Origin of the sequence: Streptomyces sp. NPDC090032 (genome assembly GCF_044748025.1) — a bacterium.
Taxonomy (GTDB): domain Bacteria; phylum Actinomycetota; class Actinomycetes; order Streptomycetales; family Streptomycetaceae; genus Streptomyces.
Map to the genome: position 1 here is coordinate 271,990 of NZ_JBIVFF010000007.1, position 18,538 is coordinate 290,527.

Below are 18,538 nucleotides of genomic sequence, written 5' to 3' on the forward strand. Positions count from 1 at the left end.
GCCAACCACCCGTACTGACAAGCGAGTTGCTGTGGCAGACTGCATGGTCATGACGGCAGAGACATCATCCAGCCCCCGGATAGACACCAGCAAGCCCCACCCGGCCCGTGTCTACGACTATCTCCTCGGCGGCAAGGACAACTACCCCGTCGACGAGGAAGTGGGGGAGCAGCTGCCGCCCCAGGCACGGGACGGGGCGCGCCAGAACCGTGAGTTCATGCACCGCGCCGTCGCATGGCTGGCCGGCACCGGTGTCGACCAGTTCCTCGACATCGGCACCGGGATCCCGACCGCGCCGAACCTGCACCAGATCGTCCAGGCGATCCGCCCCGAGTCCCGCGTCGTCTACACGGACAACGACCCCATCGTGCTGCGGCACGCCGAGGCCCTGCTGGTCAGCAGCCCGGAGGGCATGACCGACTACGTCCAGGGGGATGTGCGCGCGCCCGGGGAGATCCTCGACCACGCCCGCAAGCTCCTCGACTTCGACCGGCCCATCGCGCTCTCGCTCATCGCGCTCATGCACTTCCTGCCCGGCGAGCAGGAGCCGTACGACATCGTCTCCACCTTGGTGCAAGCGCTGCCCTCCGGCAGTTGTCTCGTGCTCTCGCATGCGTCGTCCGACATCTTCCCGGAGCTGTCCGCGCAGGTGACGGCCGAGTACGCGAAGGGCGGGATCGAACTCGGGTTCCGTTCGCGGGACGAGGTCGGCCGCTTCTTCGAGGGGCTCGAACTCGTGGAGCCGGGCCTGGTGACGGCGACGGACTGGTTCCAGGGCGCGGACGCACCGCCGTCGGAGAACGGCGGAATCTACGCCGGGGTGGCGCGCAAGCCGTAGGCGCATCACAGCGGACACCGGTGCAGCGTCCGGCGGGAGCGACCTCCCGGCGGACGCTGCATTTGTCGTTCGCGCAATTTATCGTTCGCGCATGGCTGTGAATGTGGAGAAAAAAGGGGAATTGCTCAACACCCTGCGCGAGCGGCTCAAGGAGCGCATCTACGCCGCGATCACGATGCTCGCGGTGGTCGTGGGTCTCGCGCAGAACGCGCACACCGGACACTGGACCGCCGCTGCCTATGTGACGGGCACGGCGGTCGGCCTGTGGCTGGCCACGCTGGTGGCGGACGTGCAGTCGCACCGCGTCGTGCACCAGAGATTCCCGGGGCGCGCCGAGGCGCGGCACATGCTGTTCGTCAGCAGCCCTCTCCTGTCGTCCGCGGCGGGCCCGCTCGCGATGGTCGCGCTGTCCGCGACCGGCGCCCTCGATCTGCACACCGCCTTGTGGATCGCGGCCGGCGTGGGCATCGCCGGCCTCGCCGCCTGGGGCTTCGAGGGCGGCCGCCGGATGGGCGGCGGGCTGCTCGCGTCGAGCCTGGCGGCCGTGGTCGACGGGGTGATCGGGGCCGGCGTGGTGGGGGTGAAGCTGCTCGCGGGGCACTGACCGCGAACCCGCGCGGGCCCGAACGCGCCGGCGCAGGCGTCCCGTTCCCGTAACGCGTCGTGTCCACGGCGGAAACACCCGGAACCTACCGTCCAAGCGAACGAACGGTATACCAAAAATCCGGGGAGGATCCGTGACCACCACCACGACCGCGAGCAAGGCCGCCCGGCCGCCGCACAGTGACGGCGGGCCGCTGGGCGAGGAGTTCGAGCACGAACCCGTGCCCCCGCACGCGCGCCGCTCACTCCTGTCGGTGTCCGCTGTCTGGTTCGGCTTCCCGATGAACCTCGGCAACGCCGTGTTCGGCGGCGTCATCGTCTTCAACCTCGGCCTCGCGAGAGGAGCCGCCGCGATCCTGCTGGGCAACCTGGTGCTCTTCGGTTACGTCGGCGCCCTCAGCTGGCTGGCGGGCCGCACCGGAGAGAACTTCTCCCACCAGGCCGCCCGCACGTTCGGCACCCTGGGCAGCCGCGTCCCGGCCGGGTTCCTCTCCACGGTCGTCATCGGCTGGTACTCGTTCCAGATCGGCCTGAGCGGCACCACACTCCAAGAGGCCCTGGGCTGGGCGCCGTTGCTGGGCGCGCTGGCCGGCGGAGTCCTCTACACCGTGCTGACCGTCATCGGGATCCAGGCGCTCGCGCTGATCGGCCTGATCGCGACGCCGCTGTTCGTCGTCCTGGCGGGTGTCGCCGTCTGGTTCGCGCTCGGCGAGGGCGGCGCCTCGCTCGGCTCCGCCCTGTCGTACGAAGGCGCGGGGCACACCCTGTCCTTCGCCGCGGCGACCAGCATCGTCGTCGCCGGATTCTCCGACTCGGGCACGATGACGGCCGACTTCACGCGGTGGGCCAGGAACGGCAGGGCCGCCGTCGCCGCCGCCGGCTGCGCGTTCCCGCTCGCCAACAGCGTCTCGTATCTGATCGGCGGGCTCGTCGTGGCCGTCGGCGGCGCCGTCGACCCCGCGGTCAACGGAGGCGGATTCCTCGGTCTCCTCACCGGCCACGGGCCGCTCCTCACCGCCGTCGCCGTGCTGTTCGTCTTCGTCAACCTCGGCTCGGTCGCCTCGCACTGCCTCTACAACGGAGCCGTCGGCTGGTCCGCGATCACGCCGCTGCGGATGCGCCCGCTCGCGATCGTCCTCAGCGTCATCGGCCTCGCGGCGGCGCTGACCGGTGTCTGGAGCCTCTTCCTCGACTGGCTGAACCTGCTCGGCATCTTCGTTCCGCCCATCGGTGCCGTCCTCATCGCCGACCAGGTGTTCCTGCGCCGCCGCACGGCTGGGCGGGCGCCGCGCGCGTTCCGCCCGTCCGCCCTCGCCGCCTGGGCGGCGGGGGCCTGCGCCGCGACCCTGGCCCACTACCTGCTGCCCGGCTCCGTGGACGCGGTCATCGGCATGGCTGTGGCCTGCGGTGTGTACGTGATGTCGGAGCGCGTCGCCGCCCCGCCCGCGACCCGGACCGCCTGACCCGCACGCCGGACGCCGGAGGAGGACAACCATGGACCGCGCCGCCCGCAACGAACTCTGCAGCCTGCCCGCCACCGAACTCGCCACCCGTATACGGAAGTTGGACGTATCGCCGGTCGAGGCCGTCGACGCGGTACTCGACCGCATGGCGGACCTCGACATCACCCTGCACGCCTTCTGCACCCCCGTCCCCGATCAGGCGCGCGAGCGGGCCCGCCGCATCGCGGAGCGCCTGGCACGCGGCGAGGACCCAGGCCCGCTGGCCGGCGTACCCCTCGGTGTGAAGGACCTGATCACCACCCGGGGCATCCGCACCACCTCGGGCTCGGTCGCCTACGAGGACTTCGTGCCCGACGAGGACGACATCGTGGTCGAACGCGTCCTCGCCGCGGGCGCGGTCGTCCTCGGCAAGACCAACGCCACCGAGTTCGGCTACAGCGCCGTGGGCCACAATCCGGTGTTCCCCGCGACCCGCAACCCCTGGAACACCGCGCTCACGCCCGGCGGTTCGAGCGCCGGGTCGGCCGCCGCCGTCGCCGCGGGCCTCGGCCCGGTCGCGCTCGGCTCCGACGGAGGGGGCTCCGTACGGGTGCCCGCCGCGCACTGTGGGCTCGTCGGGTTCAAGGCCGCGATGGGCCGGGTCCCGGTATGGCCCGGCTGCCGCGACGAACGGTATCCCGGAGTCTCCGGCTGGGAGTCCCTGGAGCACATCGGCCCGCTCACCCGTACCGTCGCCGACGCCGCCCTCATGATGTCCGTCCTCGCCGGCCCCGACCCGCGCGACCGGCACTCGATCCCGTGCGGCGACGTCGACTGGACCGTGAAGCAGGAGGAGGGCGACCTCTCCGGTCTGCGCGTCGCCTACAGCGCCGACCTCGGCTATCTCGCCGTCGACCCGGAGGTGCGGCGTGTCGTGGGCGAGGCCGTCGCCGTCCTGGAGAAGGACCTCGGCTGCCGTGTCGACGCCGTCGACCCCGGCTGGGACGACCCGGCCGGCGCGTTCGCGGCACTCATCGCCGCCGAGACCGATCTGACCGGGATGCGCCGCCTCGTCGACGAGCACGGCGAGCGGATGTCGCCCCACCTCGTGGCGATGATGCAACGCCCTTGGACGGCCGAGGAGTTCACCGACGCCAACATGGTCCGCAAGTCGGTCGTCAACCGGACCGCGCGCCTCATGTCCACGTACGACCTGCTCGTCACGCCCACGGCCGCCGTGCCGCCCTTCGGGATCGGCATCCAGGGACCCGAGCGCATCGACGGCCGCGCCGTCGCCGACACGGCCTGGACCGGCTTCACGTTCCCCGCCAACCTGACGGGCCAGCCCGCCGTGAGCGTGCCCGCCGGATGGACCAGGGGCGGTCTGCCGGTCGGGCTGCACATCGTCGGCCGCCACCTCGCCGACGCCCAAGTCCTGCGCGCCGCCGCCGCGTTCGAGCGGGCGGCGCCCTGGGCCCACCGTCGGCCGTCCGGACTCGGGGCTCAGTAGGGTCTTTCGTTTGGGTCAGGCCGGGTCAGGGTGCGGTGCCAGATCCCGCGAGACCGGCGTGATCCAAACGAGAGGTCCTAGGTGTCGGGCGCCTCGAACAGGAGGCGCAGCGCCACCTCCCTGTAGTGGCGCACATGCCGGAGCGCGCACGCGGCGGCCGCGTCGGGGTCGGCCGCGGCGATCGTCTCGTACAGGCGGCGGTGTTCCTCCCACACCGACGTGGGGTCGTCGATCTGGTGGAACAGCCAGCGCAGCCGGCCTTCGAGGGGTTCGAGGGTCGCGGCGAGGAGTTCGTTGCCCGCCGTCTCGACGATGTGGTGGTGGAACGCGGTGTTGGCGCGCGACACGCGCTCGGGGCGCCCGGCGAGCGTGGCCTTGCGGGCGCTCTCCAACAGGCGCTTCAGTCGCAGGAGTTGAGTCTCGTCCGCGTTCTCCGCCGCGCGGCGCGCCGCCAGGACCTCCAGGGCCTCGCGCAGGTCGAAGAGGTTCGCCACGTCCTGCCGCGACAGCTCCTTGACGACGATGCGCCGCGGGGAGAGGGCCTGGAGGAACCCCTCGCTCATCAGGATGCAGATGGCCTCGCGCACCGGGATGCGGGAGACGCCGAACTCCTCGGCCACGTCCCGCTCGACGAGGCGGTCGCCCGGCTTGAGCCGGCCGCCGATGATCTGGTCGCGGATCCCCTCGCAGACCTGGTCGCGCAGCCACCCCGTCCCGCTCTGGGACGTGGCGTCCCGGGCCTGGCCCTGTGTCATGTGTCCTCCCCGAAAAGTTGCCCTTACGGTATACCAAACGCTTGACGGGGCCCTGGGGTTCCCCTCATTGTTTGGTATGCCATAGCGCGGAAGTTGCACGTCAGCACGTACCCGAAGTCCGCCGAATCGAGGGTCCGCCATGTCTCAGGTCAACCCCGTACACAGCACAGACGAAAGAACCGGGGCCGACGCGGGGCCCGCCCCCGCCGCCCGGCCCACCCGCACCCGCTGGAAGGTGTTCGTCCTTCTCCTGGCCGTCGTGGCCCTCAACTACATCGACCGCGGCTCCGTCTCCGTGGCGCTGCCCCTCATCACCGAGGACCTCCACCTCTCCAAAGAGGTCACCGGCTTCGTCCTCAGCGCGTTCTTCTGGACGTACGCCCTGATGCAGATCCCCAGCGGCTGGCTCATCGACCGCTTCGGGCCCCGCTACATGGCCGGTGGCGCCTGTGTCGGATGGGGCCTCGCAACCGGACTCACCGGCGCGGCCACCGGCGTCGGCTCCCTCCTAGGGTTCCGCCTGCTCCTGGGCGCCGTAGAGGCACCGGTCATGCCCGCCGGCGGCAAACTCAACGCCAACTGGCTGCCCGCGAAGGAACGCGGCCGCGGAGCCGTCCTCATGGACGGCGGCGCACCGCTCGGCTCCGCACTCGGCGGCATCGCCATCTCCGGACTCATCGCCTGGACCGGCAGCTGGCGCATCAGCTTCGTCGTCGCCGGTGTCCTCACGGCGGCCATCGGATTCTTCGCCCTGTGGTTCCTGCGCGACACCCCGCGCGCCCACCGCCGCGTCAACGCGGCCGAGGCCGACTACATCGAGCGCGCCCACGCCGCCGAGGACGCCACCGCCGGCACCGACCGGCGCGCCCGCCTCGGCGCCTACCTCAAGTACCGCTCGTTCTGGGGCATGTGCCTGGGCTGGATGGGCTTCAACGGCGTCTTCTACGGCATCCTCACCTGGGGCCCGCTCTACCTCTCGGAGACCAAGGGCTTCGACATCAAGACCATCGGCTGGTCCACCCTCGCCATCTTCGGCGCGGGCTTCGTGGGCGAGCTGACGGGCGGGTGGATCTCCGACCGATGGCAGGCCACCGGCGCCGGAGCCAACCGCGTGATGCGCACCCTGATGGGCATCGCCGGCGCCGCCGTCGTCGCCGGGCTCCTCGGCGTCGTCCTCGTGCCCGACGCCCTGACCGCGGTCGCCCTGCTCTCCGTCGTCCTCTTCTTCCTGCGCTGGGCCGGCCTCTACTGGTCCCTGCCCACGATCCTCGGCGGCCGGGCCAACGCGGGTGTCGTCGGCGCCGCCATGAACCTCTCCGGCAACATCGCCGGAATCGTCACGCCCATCGCCGTCGGATTCATCGTCGGCGGCACCGGCTCCTACACCTGGGCGCTGCTCTACTTCGTCGGCGCCGGCGTCCTGTTCACCGTCTCGTCCCTCGTCATCGACTACTCCAGGAGGCTCGCCACCCGATGACCAGTCACACGCCGCCCCGCCTCGGGATGCTCACCCCGTCGTCCAACACCGCTCTTGAGCCGGAGACCTACGCCCTCCTGCACGGCACCGATGCCGCCACCGCCCACTTCGCCCGCGTCCCGGTCACCCGGATCGCCCTGGACGGGGACAGCGACGCCCAGTTCGACCCCGCCCCGATGCTGGCCGCGGCCCGGCAGCTCGCCGACGCCAAGGTCGACGTCATCGCGTGGAACGGCACCTCGGGCTCGTGGCTCGGCATCGACCACGACCGCGCACTCGCCACCGCGATCACCGCCGAGACCGGCATCCCCGCCACCACCTCCACGCTCGCCCTCCTCGACGCCTGCGCCGCGTACGGCGTCACCGAGCTCGGACTCGCCCTGCCCTACACCCGGGACGTGTGCGAGCGGATCGTCGAGACGTATGCGAAGGAGGGGATCACCTGCTCCTTCGCGGAGCCGTTCGGCGAGGACGACAACGAGGCCTTCGCCCGTATACCCCCCGCCGACGTCGCCCGGCAGATCGAGCGGGCCGCCGAGGGCGGCATGCATGCCGTGGCCGTCCTCTGCACGAACGTCCACGGTGCCGCAGAGGCCGACCGGCTCGAACAGGCCCTGCGCATACCGGTGTTGGACTCGGTCACCGTCACCCTCTGGAAGGCCCTCGACCTCGCGGGCGCAGCCCCCCGGCTCACCGGCCACGGCGACCTGCTGCGGTCGGGCAGCCTGCGCGCCCTGATCCAGGACACCCTGACCGGCCTCCTCGACGCGACCGGCGCCGACCGCACCACGTTCCGCGTCGACCTGCCCGGACTCGGCCTCCACGTCGACCTCACCGCGGGCGAGGCGCTGCGCCCCGGCGTCCGCCCGATCCGCCGCGACGCCTCACTCGACCAGCGCAACCTGAACACGGTCGTGTGGCTCGAACACCACCGCAAGCCCCTGATCCAGCCCCACTTCCAGGCGGACCCCCACCCGCCGCAGGCCCTCATCGACGTCTACGGCGTGCGGGCCCAGATGCTCGCCCCCGTAGAGACCGGCGGAGCCATGACCGGCTGGATCTCCGTCCACAGCCTGGCCGAACGCGACTGGACGCCCACCGACACCGCCGCGCTCGACGACGCCGTCACCCGCATCCGTACCGCCCTGTGACCTAGGAGCCGCACCATGAAGGACATCAAGATCGCCCTCGGAGTCGACGTCGACGCCGTCGCCGGCTGGCTCGGCAGTTACGGCGGCGAGGACTCCCCGAACGACATCCAGCGCGGCGTCTTCGCCGGCGAGATCGGCACCCCGCGCCTGCTCAAACTGCTGGAACGCCATGGCATCCGCACGTCGTGGTTCATACCCGGGCACTCGATCGAGACGTTCCCCGAGCAGACCCGGATGATCGTCGAGGCGGGCCACGAGATCGGCGCGCACGGCTACAGCCACGAGAACCCCATCGCGATGTCCCCACAGCAGGAGGAGGACGTCCTCGCCAAGTCCGTCGAGCTGATCGAGAGCTTCACCGGCCGCAGGCCCAAGGGCTACGTCGCCCCCTGGTGGGAGATGTCCGAGTCCACCGCCGCGCTGCTCCACAAGTACGGCTTCTCCTACGACCACTCCCAGAACTACCGCGACTTCACCCCCTTCTACGCCCGTGTCGGCGACTCCTGGACGAAGATCGACTACGCCGGTGAGGCGAAGGACTGGATGAAGCCCCTCATCCACGGGCACGAGGTCGACCTCGTCGAGTTCTGCGGCAACTGGTACGTGGACGACCTCCCGCCCATGATGTTCAACAAGCACTCGCACAACAGCCACGGATATGTGTCGCCGCGGGCGCTCGAACAGGACTGGAAGGACCAGTTCGACTGGGTCCACCGTGAGCTCGACTACGCGGTCATCCCGGTGACCCTGCACCCGGACGTCTCCGGTCGTCCCCAGGTGCTGCTGATGCTGGAGCGCTTCATCGCCTATGTCTCGGCCCACGAGGGTGTCTCCTTCTGCACCCTGGAGGACGCGGCCGACGACTTCCGCCGCCGCTTCCCGTTCGAGTCCAAGGAGCGGCCCGCCGACATGCGGTGAGTTCCGCGGGGGCCGACAGTCAGAGAGAGGACGGTCGTGCGGACGACGGTCACTCAGAAGACGGACGGTCCCATTGCGGAGGGTGCGCCATGACCACGTACGTGTTGATCCCCGGAGCCGGTGGTTCTGCCTGGTACTGGCACGGGGTCGGTGACGAACTGAGCCGCCGGGGGTGGGACGTCGTGTCCGTGGACCTCCCCGGAGACGACGTCCGGGCGGGTCTGCCGGAGTACGTGGACACGGTGGTCGACGCGGTCGGTGACCGGACCGACCTGGTGGTCGTGGGGCAGTCACTCGGCGGGTTCACCGCGCCGCTGGTCTGCCCGCGCCTGCCCGTGTCGCTCCTCGTACTCGTCAACGGGATGATCCCCCGGCCCGGCGAGACGCCGGGGGAGTGGTGGGCCCACACCGGGCAGGAAGAGGCCCGCCGCGCGAACGACGTGCGTGAGGGCCGCGACCCCGACGCGGAGACCGACCTGGAGACGTACTTCCTGCACGACCTTTCGCAGGCCGAGATCGACGCGTCGGCGGAGCACGCCACGGAGGAGTCCGAGGCGGCCTTCGCCACGCCGTTCACCCTCGACGTGTGGCCTGCGGTGGAGACGCGGGTGGTGACCGGCCGCGACGACCGCTTCTTCCCCGCCGACTTCCAGCGCCGGGTGGCGGAGGACCGGCTCGGCATCACCCCCGACGAGGTGCCGGGCGGGCATCTGGCGGCGCTGAGCCACCCGATGGAGCTCGCCGACCGGCTGGAGGCCTACGCCAAGGAGTGTGCCTGACGCCCGGCCGGCGCCCCCGGTGGCGTGACTCGCCCTTCAGCGTGAGCGCCAGGTCGACTCACCCGTTCTGCCCAGCGCCCCTCCACCCGCTGGGCGGAGCACACACGGTCACGATCGCCGTAGCGTCGTTGTCATGACGCAGACTCTGTACGGCCGGGTCTACCTCACGGCCTACGACACCGCAGCCCACGGCCTCTACGACCGCACGAGGACCGGGTTCCTGCTCCGCGCCGCCGTTCTGGCCGAGCTGGCGATCCGGGGGAACCTCGTCGGCTCCGGCGGCGCTGTGTCCGTCGCGACGCCGGGACCCATCGGGGACCCGGTCCTCGACCTGACGCTCAGCCATGTCGCGAGTGACCGGCGCGGCTGGAAGTCCTGGATCAAGCACGGCCGCAACGAGACGCTGCACGCGGTCGAGGACCGGCTCGCCGCCCAGGGCGTCCTGACCGTGGCGGAGAAGAGGTCCTTCGGCCGGTCCCGGCGCGAGGTGACGGTGCGGGACGCCTCCGCCGTCACCTCGCTCCAGGCCACGGCGGCCGGACTCCTGCACGGCAACGGGCCCGCCGCGCGGATCGCGCCCGACGACGCCGCGCTGGTGGCCCTGGCCGCCGCCGGCGGCATCCGGTCGGTCGTCTCCCGCTCGGACGCCCACGCCCGCAAGGACCGCATCGAGGAGCTGACCGGACGGCTCGACGCCGTGGCCCCCGGTCTGGGCAAGGCGGTCGGCGGACTCGGCATGACGATGGTGGCCGCGAGGGGCGGGCTGGGCGGTGGCTGAGACGGCTCCTCAGGCACGGTCCGAACGGGTGCGCCGACCGTATTGCCCGTGCCTCCGCCCGTGCGATGTCCGGGCCACCAGCCCCGGACAGAAGCCCACTTGGGAGCGGTCTACGACTGCGGCGGCTGGTTGATCGAGAGCCGTTCACCGGCGCGGACGATGTACTTCGCGAGATAGGCCGCCCGGCCGCCGTGCTGTGCGGTCTGGGTAAGGATCAGCAGCGGGGCCGAGGGGGCCAGGGACAGCAGGCGTCCGCGGGTGGCCCCCGCGACGCCCGCCGTCATCGCGCACTCGCCCGGGCCGAAGACGGGGCCGAGTATGTCCGTCATCACGGCGAACAGGGTGCGGCCCGGATCCTGGGTGTCCCGCAGTCGCTCGGCGAGCAGCGGGCTGATGTCGCGCAGGTCGCGCCCGGCGGGGATGTGTTCCTGGACGAGCGCCACCGGCTCGCCGTCGCGCGTGAGACGGGTCTCCCAGAACCAGGTGTTCGCATCGGGGTCCAACTTGAGGCCGCCCGCGACGAAGTCCGTCGCGTGCTGGATGGTCGCCTGGAGGTTTTCCACGCCGACGGTCTTGCCCTGGGAGGCGAGCACCTCTTCGAAGGGCCGCAGCCGTTCGAGGCCCGCGCGGGGCAACTCGGGCGCCACGAAACGGCCGACACCGCGCCGTGTGTGGATGAGACCGTCCTCTTCCAGGAGCATCAGGGCCTCCCGGACGACTGTGCGGCTGACGCCGAGGCGGGCGCCGAGGTCGCTCTCCTTCGGCAGGAGCGAGCCGAGCGGGAAGACCTGCGCGCGGATGCCGGCGGCGAGGCGTGAGTAGACCGCCACACGTCGCGGCTGCCCCAGGGGAACCGTCAGGGGCTGAGCGAAGAAGTCGTCGAAGTTGTCGACGGTCGCGACCACTGCACCTCACTAGGCCGTGCTGCTGGATTGGGGCACCAGAGTAGCCGCAGATACACGGCTCTGGACGCATGTCGGACCGAGAGGTATAACATCACACATCAACCGGGCGGCGACGCTACGAAATCAAGGTGTCCAACATGGTTACTCACGGTGTGCAGAACAGAGAGAGCGCCGGCCTCGAAGCCGCGTCCGACGCGCCGCCCCTGCGCGGCGCGCAGGTCGTGGGCCTGGTCGCCACACTGCTGCTCGGCGTGATCTCGTTCCAGCTCAACGCCAGCATGGTCACGCCCGCCCTGCCGGACATGGCCCGGCGGCTCGGCGGCAGCCTGGACGACATAGCCCAGGTGTCCTCACTGTTCTTCCTGGCCGGTGCCATCGGCGGTGTCGTCCTCAGCCGGATCAGCGACTTCGTGGGACGGCGCAAGGTCCTCGTCGCGGTGCTCACCGTGACGGCCGTCGGCACCCTGATCTGCTTCCTGGCCCCCAACCTGCCGGTCCTGCTCATCGGCCGGGTCCTCCAGGGCGCGTCCAGCGCCGCCTTCCAGATCGCGTACGTGATCCTCAACGAACGCCTGAGCGCGAAGGTCTTCGGCACCGCGCTCGGAGTCCTCACCGCCATCAACGGCGGGGTCGGCGGCGTCGACGGATTCTTCGGCGGAGCGCTCTCCGACCGCTACGGGTTCCGCGCCATCTTCGCCGTCATCCTGGTCGTCGGTGTCCTCGCGGCCGTCTGCGTCGCGCTGTTCATCCCCAAGGACCGGCCGTCGGTCACCGAGGGCCGCATGGACTGGTGGGGCGCGGGTGCGCTGTCCGTCGCGCTGTACTGCGTCACGTACTTCGTCTCGCACGGTTCGTCCGACGGATGGACGAGCCCGAGCACGCTCGGCTACCTCGCCGGGACCCTCGTCTCCGCCCTCGCGTTCGGCCTCGTCGAGCGCCGCCGGGCCACCCCGCTGGTCTCCCTGGCCCACCTCAAGTCCCGCCGTATGTGGCCGCTCGTCACGACGACGGTGCTCGTCCTGTCCGGCGTCTTCGCCGTCATCAACTTCACCGTCGTCGTCATCAGCCAGAACCCCGACACCGGCTTCGGCCTCTCGGCGACCGACTCCGCTCTGCTCTTCCTCACCCCGGCCGCGCTCATCGGTCTCGGGGCCGCGCCGATGGCCGGATGGCTCGCGGGCAAGCGCGGCTGGCTCATCACGCTGCGCGCCGGCCTCGTCCTGAGCATCCTGGCGCTCTGCGCCGTCGCGGTCTTCCCGCTCGACAAGTGGCTCGTCCTCGGGGCGGTCGCGTTCCTCGGCATCACGTACAACGGCCTGGTCCTCACGACGCTCAACGGGCTCGGCGTCCTCCTCTCGCCGAAGGACGCCCCCGCGGCGCTCCCGGGTCTGAACGGCGCCGCGTTCGGCATCGGCGCGGGTCTCGGCATCGGCATCGTCGCCCCGTACGCGGCCCGCGCCACGGCAGGCGGCTATGCCACCGCCCTGTGGATCTCGGTCGCCATCACCGTCCTGGCCCTCGGAACCAGCCTGTTCATCGCGACGCCCCGCACCGACCGCGACTGAGACCCCGACCTCCCCGAACTCCACATGGACGGCGACTGAGACCCAGACCTCCCGAACTCCGCACCGGTCACGCCCGAAACCTTGACCTCCCCGAACCCGCACGCGCACAAGGAAGCCGAGAACCACATGAACAACGCGCCCCAGCCGCTCTACTTCGACTGCGACACCGGCATCGACGACTCGATGGCCCTGGCCTATCTCCTCGCCTCGCCCGAGATCTCCCTCGTCGGCATCGGCACGGTCAGCGGCAACGTCGACTCGACGCAGGCCGCCCGCAACACCCTCGCGCTCCTCGAACTGGCAGGGCGGCCCGAGATATCCGTCGCCGTGGGCGAACACGACCCGCTCGCGGGCACCTTCCCCGGCGGCGTCCCCCACATCCACGGCGCGAACGGCATCGGTGACATCGAAGTGGCCGACGCCCAGGCCGCACCCGAGGCCGAGAGCGGCCCCGAGATGATCGTCCGTCTCGCCCGCGCCCACGGGGGCCGCCTGCGGCTCCTCACCACCGGCCCCCTCACGAACATCGCGGCGGCCCTCAAGCTCGACCCCGAACTCCCGTCCCTGGTCCAGGACATCACCATCATGGGCGGCGCCGGACTCGTCTCCGGGAACGTCACGCCCGTCGCCGAGGCGAACATCTACAACGACCCCGAGGCGGCCAACGCGGTCCTCTCCGCGCCCTGGGACATCACCCTCGTCCCCCTCGACGTGACCCTCTCGCACACCCTCGAAGAGTCGCACCGCACCCAACTCCTGGAGTCGGAACGTCCCCTGGCGCGCGCACTCGGCGAGATGCTCGACCTCTACTTCGCCTTCTACGTCCAGACGTTCGGCCGCCCGTGCTGCGCCGCGCACGACCCGCTGGCCGCCGCCGTCGCCACCGGCGGAGTCGTGGCGAGCCTCGCCCCGCGCGTGCACGTGAGCGTGGACGACACCGACGGCCCCGGCCGCGGCCAGACCATCTGCGACCTGCGCGGCGCCCACCAGGGCTTCCCGGACCAGCCGGGCGCACGCTGCCGCGTCGTCCTCGCCACGGACACCGACGTGGCCGCCCACCTCACCGAGCGCATGCTCGCCCTCTGACCACCGCGGGGTACGTCATGCTGATCAACCTGCACACGCACCTGGAAGGGCGGGTCCGCCCGTCCACCGCGGCCGAACTGGCCCGGCGGGCCGGGCTCGTGGAACCCGGCCAGGGCTGGGAGACGGCCATCCGGCTCGACGGCCCGGCCGACCTGACCGTCTACCTCGCGAAGGTGGCGGCCACGTACCCGTTCTTCGACACCGGCGAGACCCTGGCCCGCATCACCCGTGAGGCCGTCGAGGACTCGGCGGCCGACGGCCAGGACTATCTGGAACTGCGCTTCGGGCCGGCCACCCATGTCCGGCCCGGCTTCGGCCTCGACGACGTGATCGCGGCCGCATGCCAGGGGCTGCGCGAGGGCGTCACCGCCACCGGGATGCCCGCCGGGATCGTCGTCGCGGCTCTGCGCCACCACGGGGCGCAGCTCAACGAACAGGTGGCCCGCGCGGCGGCCCGCCACGCCGGCGACGGCGTCGTCGGCTTCGATCTCGCCGGGGACGAGGCCCTCCACCCCGACGTCCGCGCCTACGCGGGCGCGTTCGCCCTCGCGGGGGCGGCCGGACTCGGGCTGACGTGCCACGCCGCCGAGGCGGGCCCGGCCTCCGCAGCGCGCGAGGCGGTCGAGCACCTCGGCGTCACCCGCATCGGCCACGGAACCCACATCGCGGACGACGCCGAGACCATGAAGTGGGCGGCGGGCGCAGGCATCACCGTCGAGGTCTGCCCCACGTCCAACTGGTATACGGGCGCGACGAGTTCACTCCGACACCACCCCGCGCCCCGTTTCCGCCAGGCCGGGATCCCTGTCGTGCTCGGCGACGACAACCCCATGCAGACCCGCTCGCTCCTCAGCGGCGAGTACCGGCTCCTCGCCCGCGACCTCGGCTTCGACGCACCCGCGCTCAGGGCCGTCGACCTGGCCGCCGTCGAGGCCGGATTCATGGACGACGGGACCCGCGCCGCGCTGCGCCGTCGCGCGGATCGGGACACCGTGAGCCCGGCCTGATCCGAACGAGAGGCCCTAGGCCGGCTTCGCGTCGTCGGCGGCGAACCGGGCGTAGTGCACCATCACCGGCCGCAGGCCGCGGCGTTCGTAGAGGCGCTGCGCCCCCGTGTTCGCGGCCAGGGTGCCGATGAGCAGGTCGGCGACGCCCATGCGGTCCAGTTCGGCGTCGACCAGGTCGAGCAGGAGCGTGCCGATGCCGTGGCCGCGCTCGGCCGGCAGGACGGACAGCGTCTGGAGCTCCGCGATGCGGGTGCCGGTCACCCAGGTGTCGTCGGGGCCCTCCTCGATCTGCACGAAGGCGTAGCCGACGGCCTGCCCGTCGCGTTCGGCGAGCAGCACGAACGAGCCCTCGTCGAGGATCTAGCGCCGGTAGCAGTCGCGGCGCAGCTCCCAGGAGTCCTCGTCGGGGAAGTAGGTGAACCCGGGCTGCACGGACTGGTGATGGGCGTGCAGCGCGAGCCACAGGGGCGCGAGGCCGTCGATGAACTCGGCCCCTCCCTTGCGGACCGTGATGTCGCCGTCGGTGTGCAGTGCCTGGTTCGTGTCCACGGAATGCTCGCCTCTCGTCCGATCGCCGCCGACATAGTAGAAGGATCACCACGGACAGCCGGAGCCCGGTCGCGCACATCGGCAATGGTCACGGCGACGGGTGACAAGTTCATGCGCGACGGCTGAACACGTCACGCGGGCGGGGCGGACACGACCCTCTAAGGTGGAGGCCATGTCCGCCCCTGAACTGATCCGAATCGTCTCCCGCGACTCGCCCATGGCGCTGGCCCAGGTGGAGCGCGTACGCGCCGAACTGGCCGCCCTGCACCCGGGAATCCGCACCACGGTCGTCCCCGTCAAGACGACCGGCGACAAGTGGATGGGTGACCTGTCCCTGGTCGAGGGGAAGGGGGCGTTCACCAAGGAGGTCGACGCCGCGCTGCTCGCCGGTGAGGCCGACCTCGCGGTGCACTGCGTCAAGGACGTGCCCGCCGACCGGCCCCTGCCCGCCGGAACGGTGTTCGCCGCGTTCCTCAAGCGGGACGACATCAGGGACGCCCTCATCCATCCGGACGGCCTGACACTCGATCAACTCCCGCCCGGCACCCGGATCGGCACCTCGTCCGTGCGGCGCATCGCCCAGCTCGCCGCCGCGTATCCGCACCTCGAGTGCGTGCCGATGCGCGGCAACGCGAACCGGCGCCTGGAGAAGCTCGCGGCGGGCGACGCCGACGCGCTCCTGCTGGCCGCCGCCGGCCTCGAACGCATCGGACGTACGGACGTGATCACGGAGATCCTTTCGCCGGAGGTCATGTGCCCGCCGATCGGCGCCGGGATCCTGGCTCTCCAGTGCCGTGAGGGTGACACCGACCTGATCGACACGGTCTCCGGCCTCGGTGACCCCGGCGCGCACCGCGAGGCGAGTGCGGAGCGCATGTTCCTCCACGTACTCCAGGGCCACTGCAACAGCCCCATCGCCGGGTTCGCCAGGGCGGAGCGCAGCGGTGATCTGTCGCTGCGCGCCTGCGTGTTCACCCCGGACGGGAAGACGGTGCTCAACGCCCACGAGTGGGCCGGCCCCCTCGACCCCGCCACCCTCGGCACCTCGGTCGCCGTCGCCCTGCTGCGACAGGGAGCGCGTGAGCTGATCGACTCGATCGCGCACTGAAACGCCGGCCGACGCCGTTCGGCCTCACCCGACCGTCAGGCGGCCTCTGCGGCCACGTACCGCCAGAAGTCGCGCATCAGCGGGGGATGGGTGGGGCCGGTCATTTCCACCTGCGTGAGCAGGATGCTGACCGCGCCCGTGGACGGGACGAGATACGCCGCCGTTCCGGTGCCGCCGACCCAGCCGTAGCGGCCCATGACGTTCCACGGATTGATGGGCGCCACGTCGACCGAGCCGCCGAAGCCCCAGCCCTGTCCCTCCGTGAACAGGCCGCTGGCTTCGCGCTGGGCAGGTGTCAGATGATCCGTCGTCATCTGCCGCACGGCGTCCGCCGACAGAAGACGCCGGTCGCCCGCGACCCCTTCCGCGAGGAGCATCCTGGCGAAGGCGAGCCAGTCGTCGGCGGTCGAGACGAGCCCGCCCGCGCCGGACGGGAACTCGGGCAGGCTGCTCCACTGTCCGTCGGGAGCGTCCGCCTGCTCCAGGCCGCCCTCCGGACGGGGGCGGTAGGACGTGGTGAACCGGTCGAGCTTGCCGGCCGGCACCATGAATCCGGTGTCGGTCATGCCGAGCGGCTCGAAGACGCGCTCAGCCAGGAAGTCCGGCAGCGTGCTCCCCGTCACCCGGGAGATCAGCACCCCCTGGATGTCGGAACAGGTGTTGTACAGCCACGCCTCACCCGGCTGGTTCAGCAGCGGGACATGGGCGAGGCGCGCCATCCACTCGCCGGGCGGTGGGACGAGCTGAGGGGAGAGCCCGTGCTTCTGGAAGCCGAACAGCGCCTGGACCGCCGGCAGCGAGAAGTCGGACGGAAAGCCCCACCCCGCGCGGAACGTCAGGAGATCGGCCACCGTGATCGGCCGGGCCGCGGGGACCACGTCGTCGACGGGAGCGTCCGGCGTGCGGACCACAACCGGCTTCGCGATCTCGGGAAGCCACTGGTCGACCGGGTCGGTCAGCGCGATCCGCCCCTCGTCGACCAGCATCATCACGGCCGCGGCGACGATGGGCTTGGTGGTCGAGGCGATCCGGAAGATCGAGTCCCGGGCCATCGGGACGCCGCCTCCGAGGGCGGTCGAACCGGCGGTCTCCACCTCGACCCGGTCACCGCGGGCCACCAGCGCCACCGCCCCCGGCAGCGAGCCGTCACGGACGTGCGGCGCGAGAATGTCCTGCAAGCTGGTCATCGATCCACCTTCTTGAGTGTGGTGTCGAAGGGGAGACTCCCCGCGCGGCGCGGAATCATCGGCCGGGGCGCCGCCGACGCACCCGAAAGGCGGCGGGGAGGTAGCTGGATGACCCAAGAGGCGACAACGATGAGGCCCTGGCGGTTCGTGGTCTGGTTCGGGACGGTCAGCCTCCTCGCCGACTTCGTCTACGAAGGCGCCCGCTCGGTGACCGGCCCCCTCCTCGCCTCGCTGGGCGCGTCCGCGGCCGTCGTCGGCGTCGTGACGGGAGCGGGCGAGGCCGCGGCGCTCCTGCTGCGCCTCGGCTCGGGACCGCTGGCCGACCGCAGCGGCCGGTTCTGGGGGTGGGCGATCGCCGGTTACGCGCTGACGGTGGCCAGCGTCCCCGCGCTCGGCCTGACCGGAGCGCTGTGGGCGGCGTGCGCGCTCGTCATCGCCGAACGGGTCGGCAAGGCGGTGCGCTCACCCGCGAAGGACACGCTGCTCTCCCACGCGGCGGCGGCCACCGGGCGCGGCAAGGGCTTCGCGGTGCACGAGGCGATGGATCAGGTGGGCGCGCTGCTCGGCCCACTGACGGTGGCGGGGATGCTGGCGCTGACGGGTGACGACTACGGGCCCACGCTCGCGGTCCTCGCGGTGCCCGGCGTCGCCGTACTCGCCCTGCTCGTATGGCTGCGGCGACAGGTCCCCGACCCGGCGGCCTACGAACGCGCGGTCACGCCCAAGGACGAGCAGCCGCAACCCGGCGCCCGACTGCCGCGCGCCTTCTGGGTGTACGCGTCCTTCACCGCCGCGACGATGACAGGCTTCGCGACGTTCGGTGTGCTCTCCTTCCACCTCGTCGCGCGCGGTCTCGTTCCGACCGCCGGTTCCCCTGCTC

At 71.5% G+C, this 18,538-nt stretch carries 18 protein-coding genes and 1 pseudogene; 14 read left to right on the plus strand and 5 right to left on the minus strand.

Translation table 11 applies throughout. From position 1 onward, the window contains the following. Positions 1 to 49 precede the first annotated feature (49 nt). The 4 genes from ACIPWY_RS19445 to ACIPWY_RS19460 all read left to right on the plus strand — a co-directional run bounded on the left by ACIPWY_RS19445 (position 50) and on the right by ACIPWY_RS19460 (position 4,393). Positions 50 to 838: an SAM-dependent methyltransferase gene (locus tag ACIPWY_RS19445; protein WP_401534020.1), complete on the plus strand. Its 789-nt coding sequence runs from the start codon at positions 50 to 52 to the stop codon at positions 836 to 838. Between the two features lie 91 nt (positions 839 to 929). Next, positions 930 to 1,442, plus strand: a complete 513-nt coding sequence (locus ACIPWY_RS19450; RefSeq protein WP_393700769.1) for a hypothetical protein — start codon at positions 930 to 932, stop codon at positions 1,440 to 1,442. 133 nt (positions 1,443 to 1,575) lie between these two features. Next, entirely contained in the window at positions 1,576 to 2,904 is a 1,329-nt protein-coding gene (locus ACIPWY_RS19455) for a purine-cytosine permease family protein (RefSeq protein WP_401534023.1), read from the plus strand. Between the two features lie 31 nt (positions 2,905 to 2,935). Next, positions 2,936 to 4,393 (plus strand): amidase family protein, encoded by a 1,458-nt coding sequence (locus ACIPWY_RS19460; RefSeq protein ID WP_362902835.1) that lies wholly within the window; start codon positions 2,936 to 2,938, stop codon positions 4,391 to 4,393. A gap of 77 nt (positions 4,394 to 4,470) precedes the next feature. Here ACIPWY_RS19460 and ACIPWY_RS19465 read toward each other — a convergent pair whose 3' ends face one another. Then, positions 4,471 to 5,148, minus strand: a complete 678-nt coding sequence (locus tag ACIPWY_RS19465; RefSeq protein ID WP_401534025.1) for a GntR family transcriptional regulator — start codon at positions 5,146 to 5,148, stop codon at positions 4,471 to 4,473. 139 nt (positions 5,149 to 5,287) lie between these two features. On the opposite strand from ACIPWY_RS19465, the gene ACIPWY_RS19470 reads away from it, so the two are divergent. The 5 genes from ACIPWY_RS19470 to ACIPWY_RS19490 all read left to right on the plus strand — a co-directional run bounded on the left by ACIPWY_RS19470 (position 5,288) and on the right by ACIPWY_RS19490 (position 10,251). Next, entirely contained in the window at positions 5,288 to 6,625 is a 1,338-nt protein-coding gene (locus ACIPWY_RS19470) for an MFS transporter (RefSeq protein WP_362902838.1), read from the plus strand. Beyond that, positions 6,622 to 7,776: a GAF domain-containing protein gene (locus ACIPWY_RS19475; protein WP_401534027.1), complete on the plus strand. Its 1,155-nt coding sequence runs from the start codon at positions 6,622 to 6,624 to the stop codon at positions 7,774 to 7,776. The genes ACIPWY_RS19470 and ACIPWY_RS19475 overlap by 4 nt, the downstream gene beginning before the upstream one ends. Positions 7,777 to 7,791: 15 nt before the next feature. Further along, positions 7,792 to 8,694 (plus strand): polysaccharide deacetylase, encoded by a 903-nt coding sequence (locus ACIPWY_RS19480; protein ID WP_362902842.1) that lies wholly within the window; start codon positions 7,792 to 7,794, stop codon positions 8,692 to 8,694. A gap of 89 nt (positions 8,695 to 8,783) precedes the next feature. Then, entirely contained in the window at positions 8,784 to 9,473 is a 690-nt protein-coding gene (locus ACIPWY_RS19485; protein ID WP_362902844.1) for an alpha/beta fold hydrolase, read from the plus strand. A 133-nt stretch (positions 9,474 to 9,606) separates the two neighbouring features. Beyond that, positions 9,607 to 10,251: a GPP34 family phosphoprotein gene (locus ACIPWY_RS19490; protein WP_362902846.1), complete on the plus strand. Its 645-nt coding sequence runs from the start codon at positions 9,607 to 9,609 to the stop codon at positions 10,249 to 10,251. 110 nt (positions 10,252 to 10,361) lie between these two features. On the opposite strand, the gene ACIPWY_RS19495 is transcribed toward ACIPWY_RS19490, so the two are convergent. Beyond that, positions 10,362 to 11,156, minus strand: coding sequence for a GntR family transcriptional regulator (locus ACIPWY_RS19495; protein WP_362902848.1), 795 nt, complete (start codon positions 11,154 to 11,156; stop codon positions 10,362 to 10,364). 137 nt (positions 11,157 to 11,293) lie between these two features. On the opposite strand from ACIPWY_RS19495, the gene ACIPWY_RS19500 reads away from it, so the two are divergent. The 3 genes from ACIPWY_RS19500 (at position 11,294) to add (ending at position 14,814) form a co-directional block, all read left to right on the plus strand. Then, positions 11,294 to 12,721 (plus strand): MFS transporter, encoded by a 1,428-nt coding sequence (locus ACIPWY_RS19500; RefSeq protein ID WP_362902850.1) that lies wholly within the window; start codon positions 11,294 to 11,296, stop codon positions 12,719 to 12,721. 81 nt (positions 12,722 to 12,802) lie between these two features. Next, positions 12,803 to 13,807, plus strand: coding sequence for a nucleoside hydrolase (locus tag ACIPWY_RS19505; protein ID WP_401534032.1), 1,005 nt, complete (start codon positions 12,803 to 12,805; stop codon positions 13,805 to 13,807). A gap of 17 nt (positions 13,808 to 13,824) precedes the next feature. Further along, on the plus strand, positions 13,825 to 14,814 hold the full coding sequence (gene add, locus ACIPWY_RS19510) for an adenosine deaminase (protein ID WP_393700784.1): 990 nt from the start codon (positions 13,825 to 13,827) through the stop codon (positions 14,812 to 14,814). A gap of 15 nt (positions 14,815 to 14,829) precedes the next feature. Here the strand turns inward: add and ACIPWY_RS19515 are convergent, their stop codons facing one another. Then, positions 14,830 to 15,174: a GNAT family N-acetyltransferase gene (locus ACIPWY_RS19515; protein ID WP_393701171.1), complete on the minus strand. Its 345-nt coding sequence runs from the start codon at positions 15,172 to 15,174 to the stop codon at positions 14,830 to 14,832. Continuing rightward, on the minus strand, positions 15,175 to 15,363 hold the full coding sequence (locus tag ACIPWY_RS19520; RefSeq protein ID WP_393700786.1) for a hypothetical protein: 189 nt from the start codon (positions 15,361 to 15,363) through the stop codon (positions 15,175 to 15,177). It abuts the gene before it with no gap. A 172-nt stretch (positions 15,364 to 15,535) separates the two neighbouring features. On the opposite strand from ACIPWY_RS19520, the gene hemC reads away from it, so the two are divergent. Then, positions 15,536 to 16,471 carry a hydroxymethylbilane synthase gene (hemC, locus tag ACIPWY_RS19525; RefSeq protein ID WP_362902858.1) on the plus strand — a complete coding sequence of 312 codons (936 nt, stop codon included), beginning with the start codon at positions 15,536 to 15,538 and terminating at the stop codon, positions 16,469 to 16,471. Between the two features lie 35 nt (positions 16,472 to 16,506). Here hemC and ACIPWY_RS19530 read toward each other — a convergent pair whose 3' ends face one another. Then, entirely contained in the window at positions 16,507 to 17,658 is a 1,152-nt protein-coding gene (locus ACIPWY_RS19530; protein WP_362902860.1) for a serine hydrolase domain-containing protein, read from the minus strand. Between the two features lie 129 nt (positions 17,659 to 17,787). On the opposite strand from ACIPWY_RS19530, the pseudogene ACIPWY_RS19535 reads away from it, so the two are divergent. Then, positions 17,788 to 18,432: pseudogene (locus ACIPWY_RS19535) on the plus strand (MFS transporter); the annotation flags it as partial. Between the last annotated feature and the right edge of the window lie 106 nt (positions 18,433 to 18,538).

Excerpts from the sequence above, each read along its gene's own strand:
- ACIPWY_RS19475 (WP_401534027.1), top strand. The coding sequence starts at position 6,622 with ATGACCAGTCACACGCCGCCCCGCCTCGGGATGCTCACCCCGTCGTCC.
- ACIPWY_RS19470 (WP_362902838.1), top strand. The coding sequence starts at position 5,288 with ATGTCTCAGGTCAACCCCGTACACAGCACAGACGAAAGAACCGGGGCC.
- ACIPWY_RS19445 (WP_401534020.1), top strand. The coding sequence starts at position 50 with ATGACGGCAGAGACATCATCCAGCCCCCGGATAGACACCAGCAAGCCC.
- ACIPWY_RS19530 (WP_362902860.1), bottom strand. The coding sequence starts at position 17,658 with ATGACCAGCTTGCAGGACATTCTCGCGCCGCACGTCCGTGACGGCTCG.
- ACIPWY_RS19500 (WP_362902850.1), top strand. The coding sequence starts at position 11,294 with ATGGTTACTCACGGTGTGCAGAACAGAGAGAGCGCCGGCCTCGAAGCC.
- add (WP_393700784.1), top strand. The coding sequence starts at position 13,825 with ATGCTGATCAACCTGCACACGCACCTGGAAGGGCGGGTCCGCCCGTCC.
- hemC (WP_362902858.1), top strand. The coding sequence starts at position 15,536 with ATGTCCGCCCCTGAACTGATCCGAATCGTCTCCCGCGACTCGCCCATG.
- ACIPWY_RS19460 (WP_362902835.1), top strand. The coding sequence starts at position 2,936 with ATGGACCGCGCCGCCCGCAACGAACTCTGCAGCCTGCCCGCCACCGAA.
- ACIPWY_RS19480 (WP_362902842.1), top strand. The coding sequence starts at position 7,792 with ATGAAGGACATCAAGATCGCCCTCGGAGTCGACGTCGACGCCGTCGCC.
- ACIPWY_RS19485 (WP_362902844.1), top strand. The coding sequence starts at position 8,784 with ATGACCACGTACGTGTTGATCCCCGGAGCCGGTGGTTCTGCCTGGTAC.
- ACIPWY_RS19465 (WP_401534025.1), bottom strand. The coding sequence starts at position 5,148 with ATGACACAGGGCCAGGCCCGGGACGCCACGTCCCAGAGCGGGACGGGG.
- ACIPWY_RS19450 (WP_393700769.1), top strand. The coding sequence starts at position 930 with ATGGCTGTGAATGTGGAGAAAAAAGGGGAATTGCTCAACACCCTGCGC.
- ACIPWY_RS19490 (WP_362902846.1), top strand. The coding sequence starts at position 9,607 with ATGACGCAGACTCTGTACGGCCGGGTCTACCTCACGGCCTACGACACC.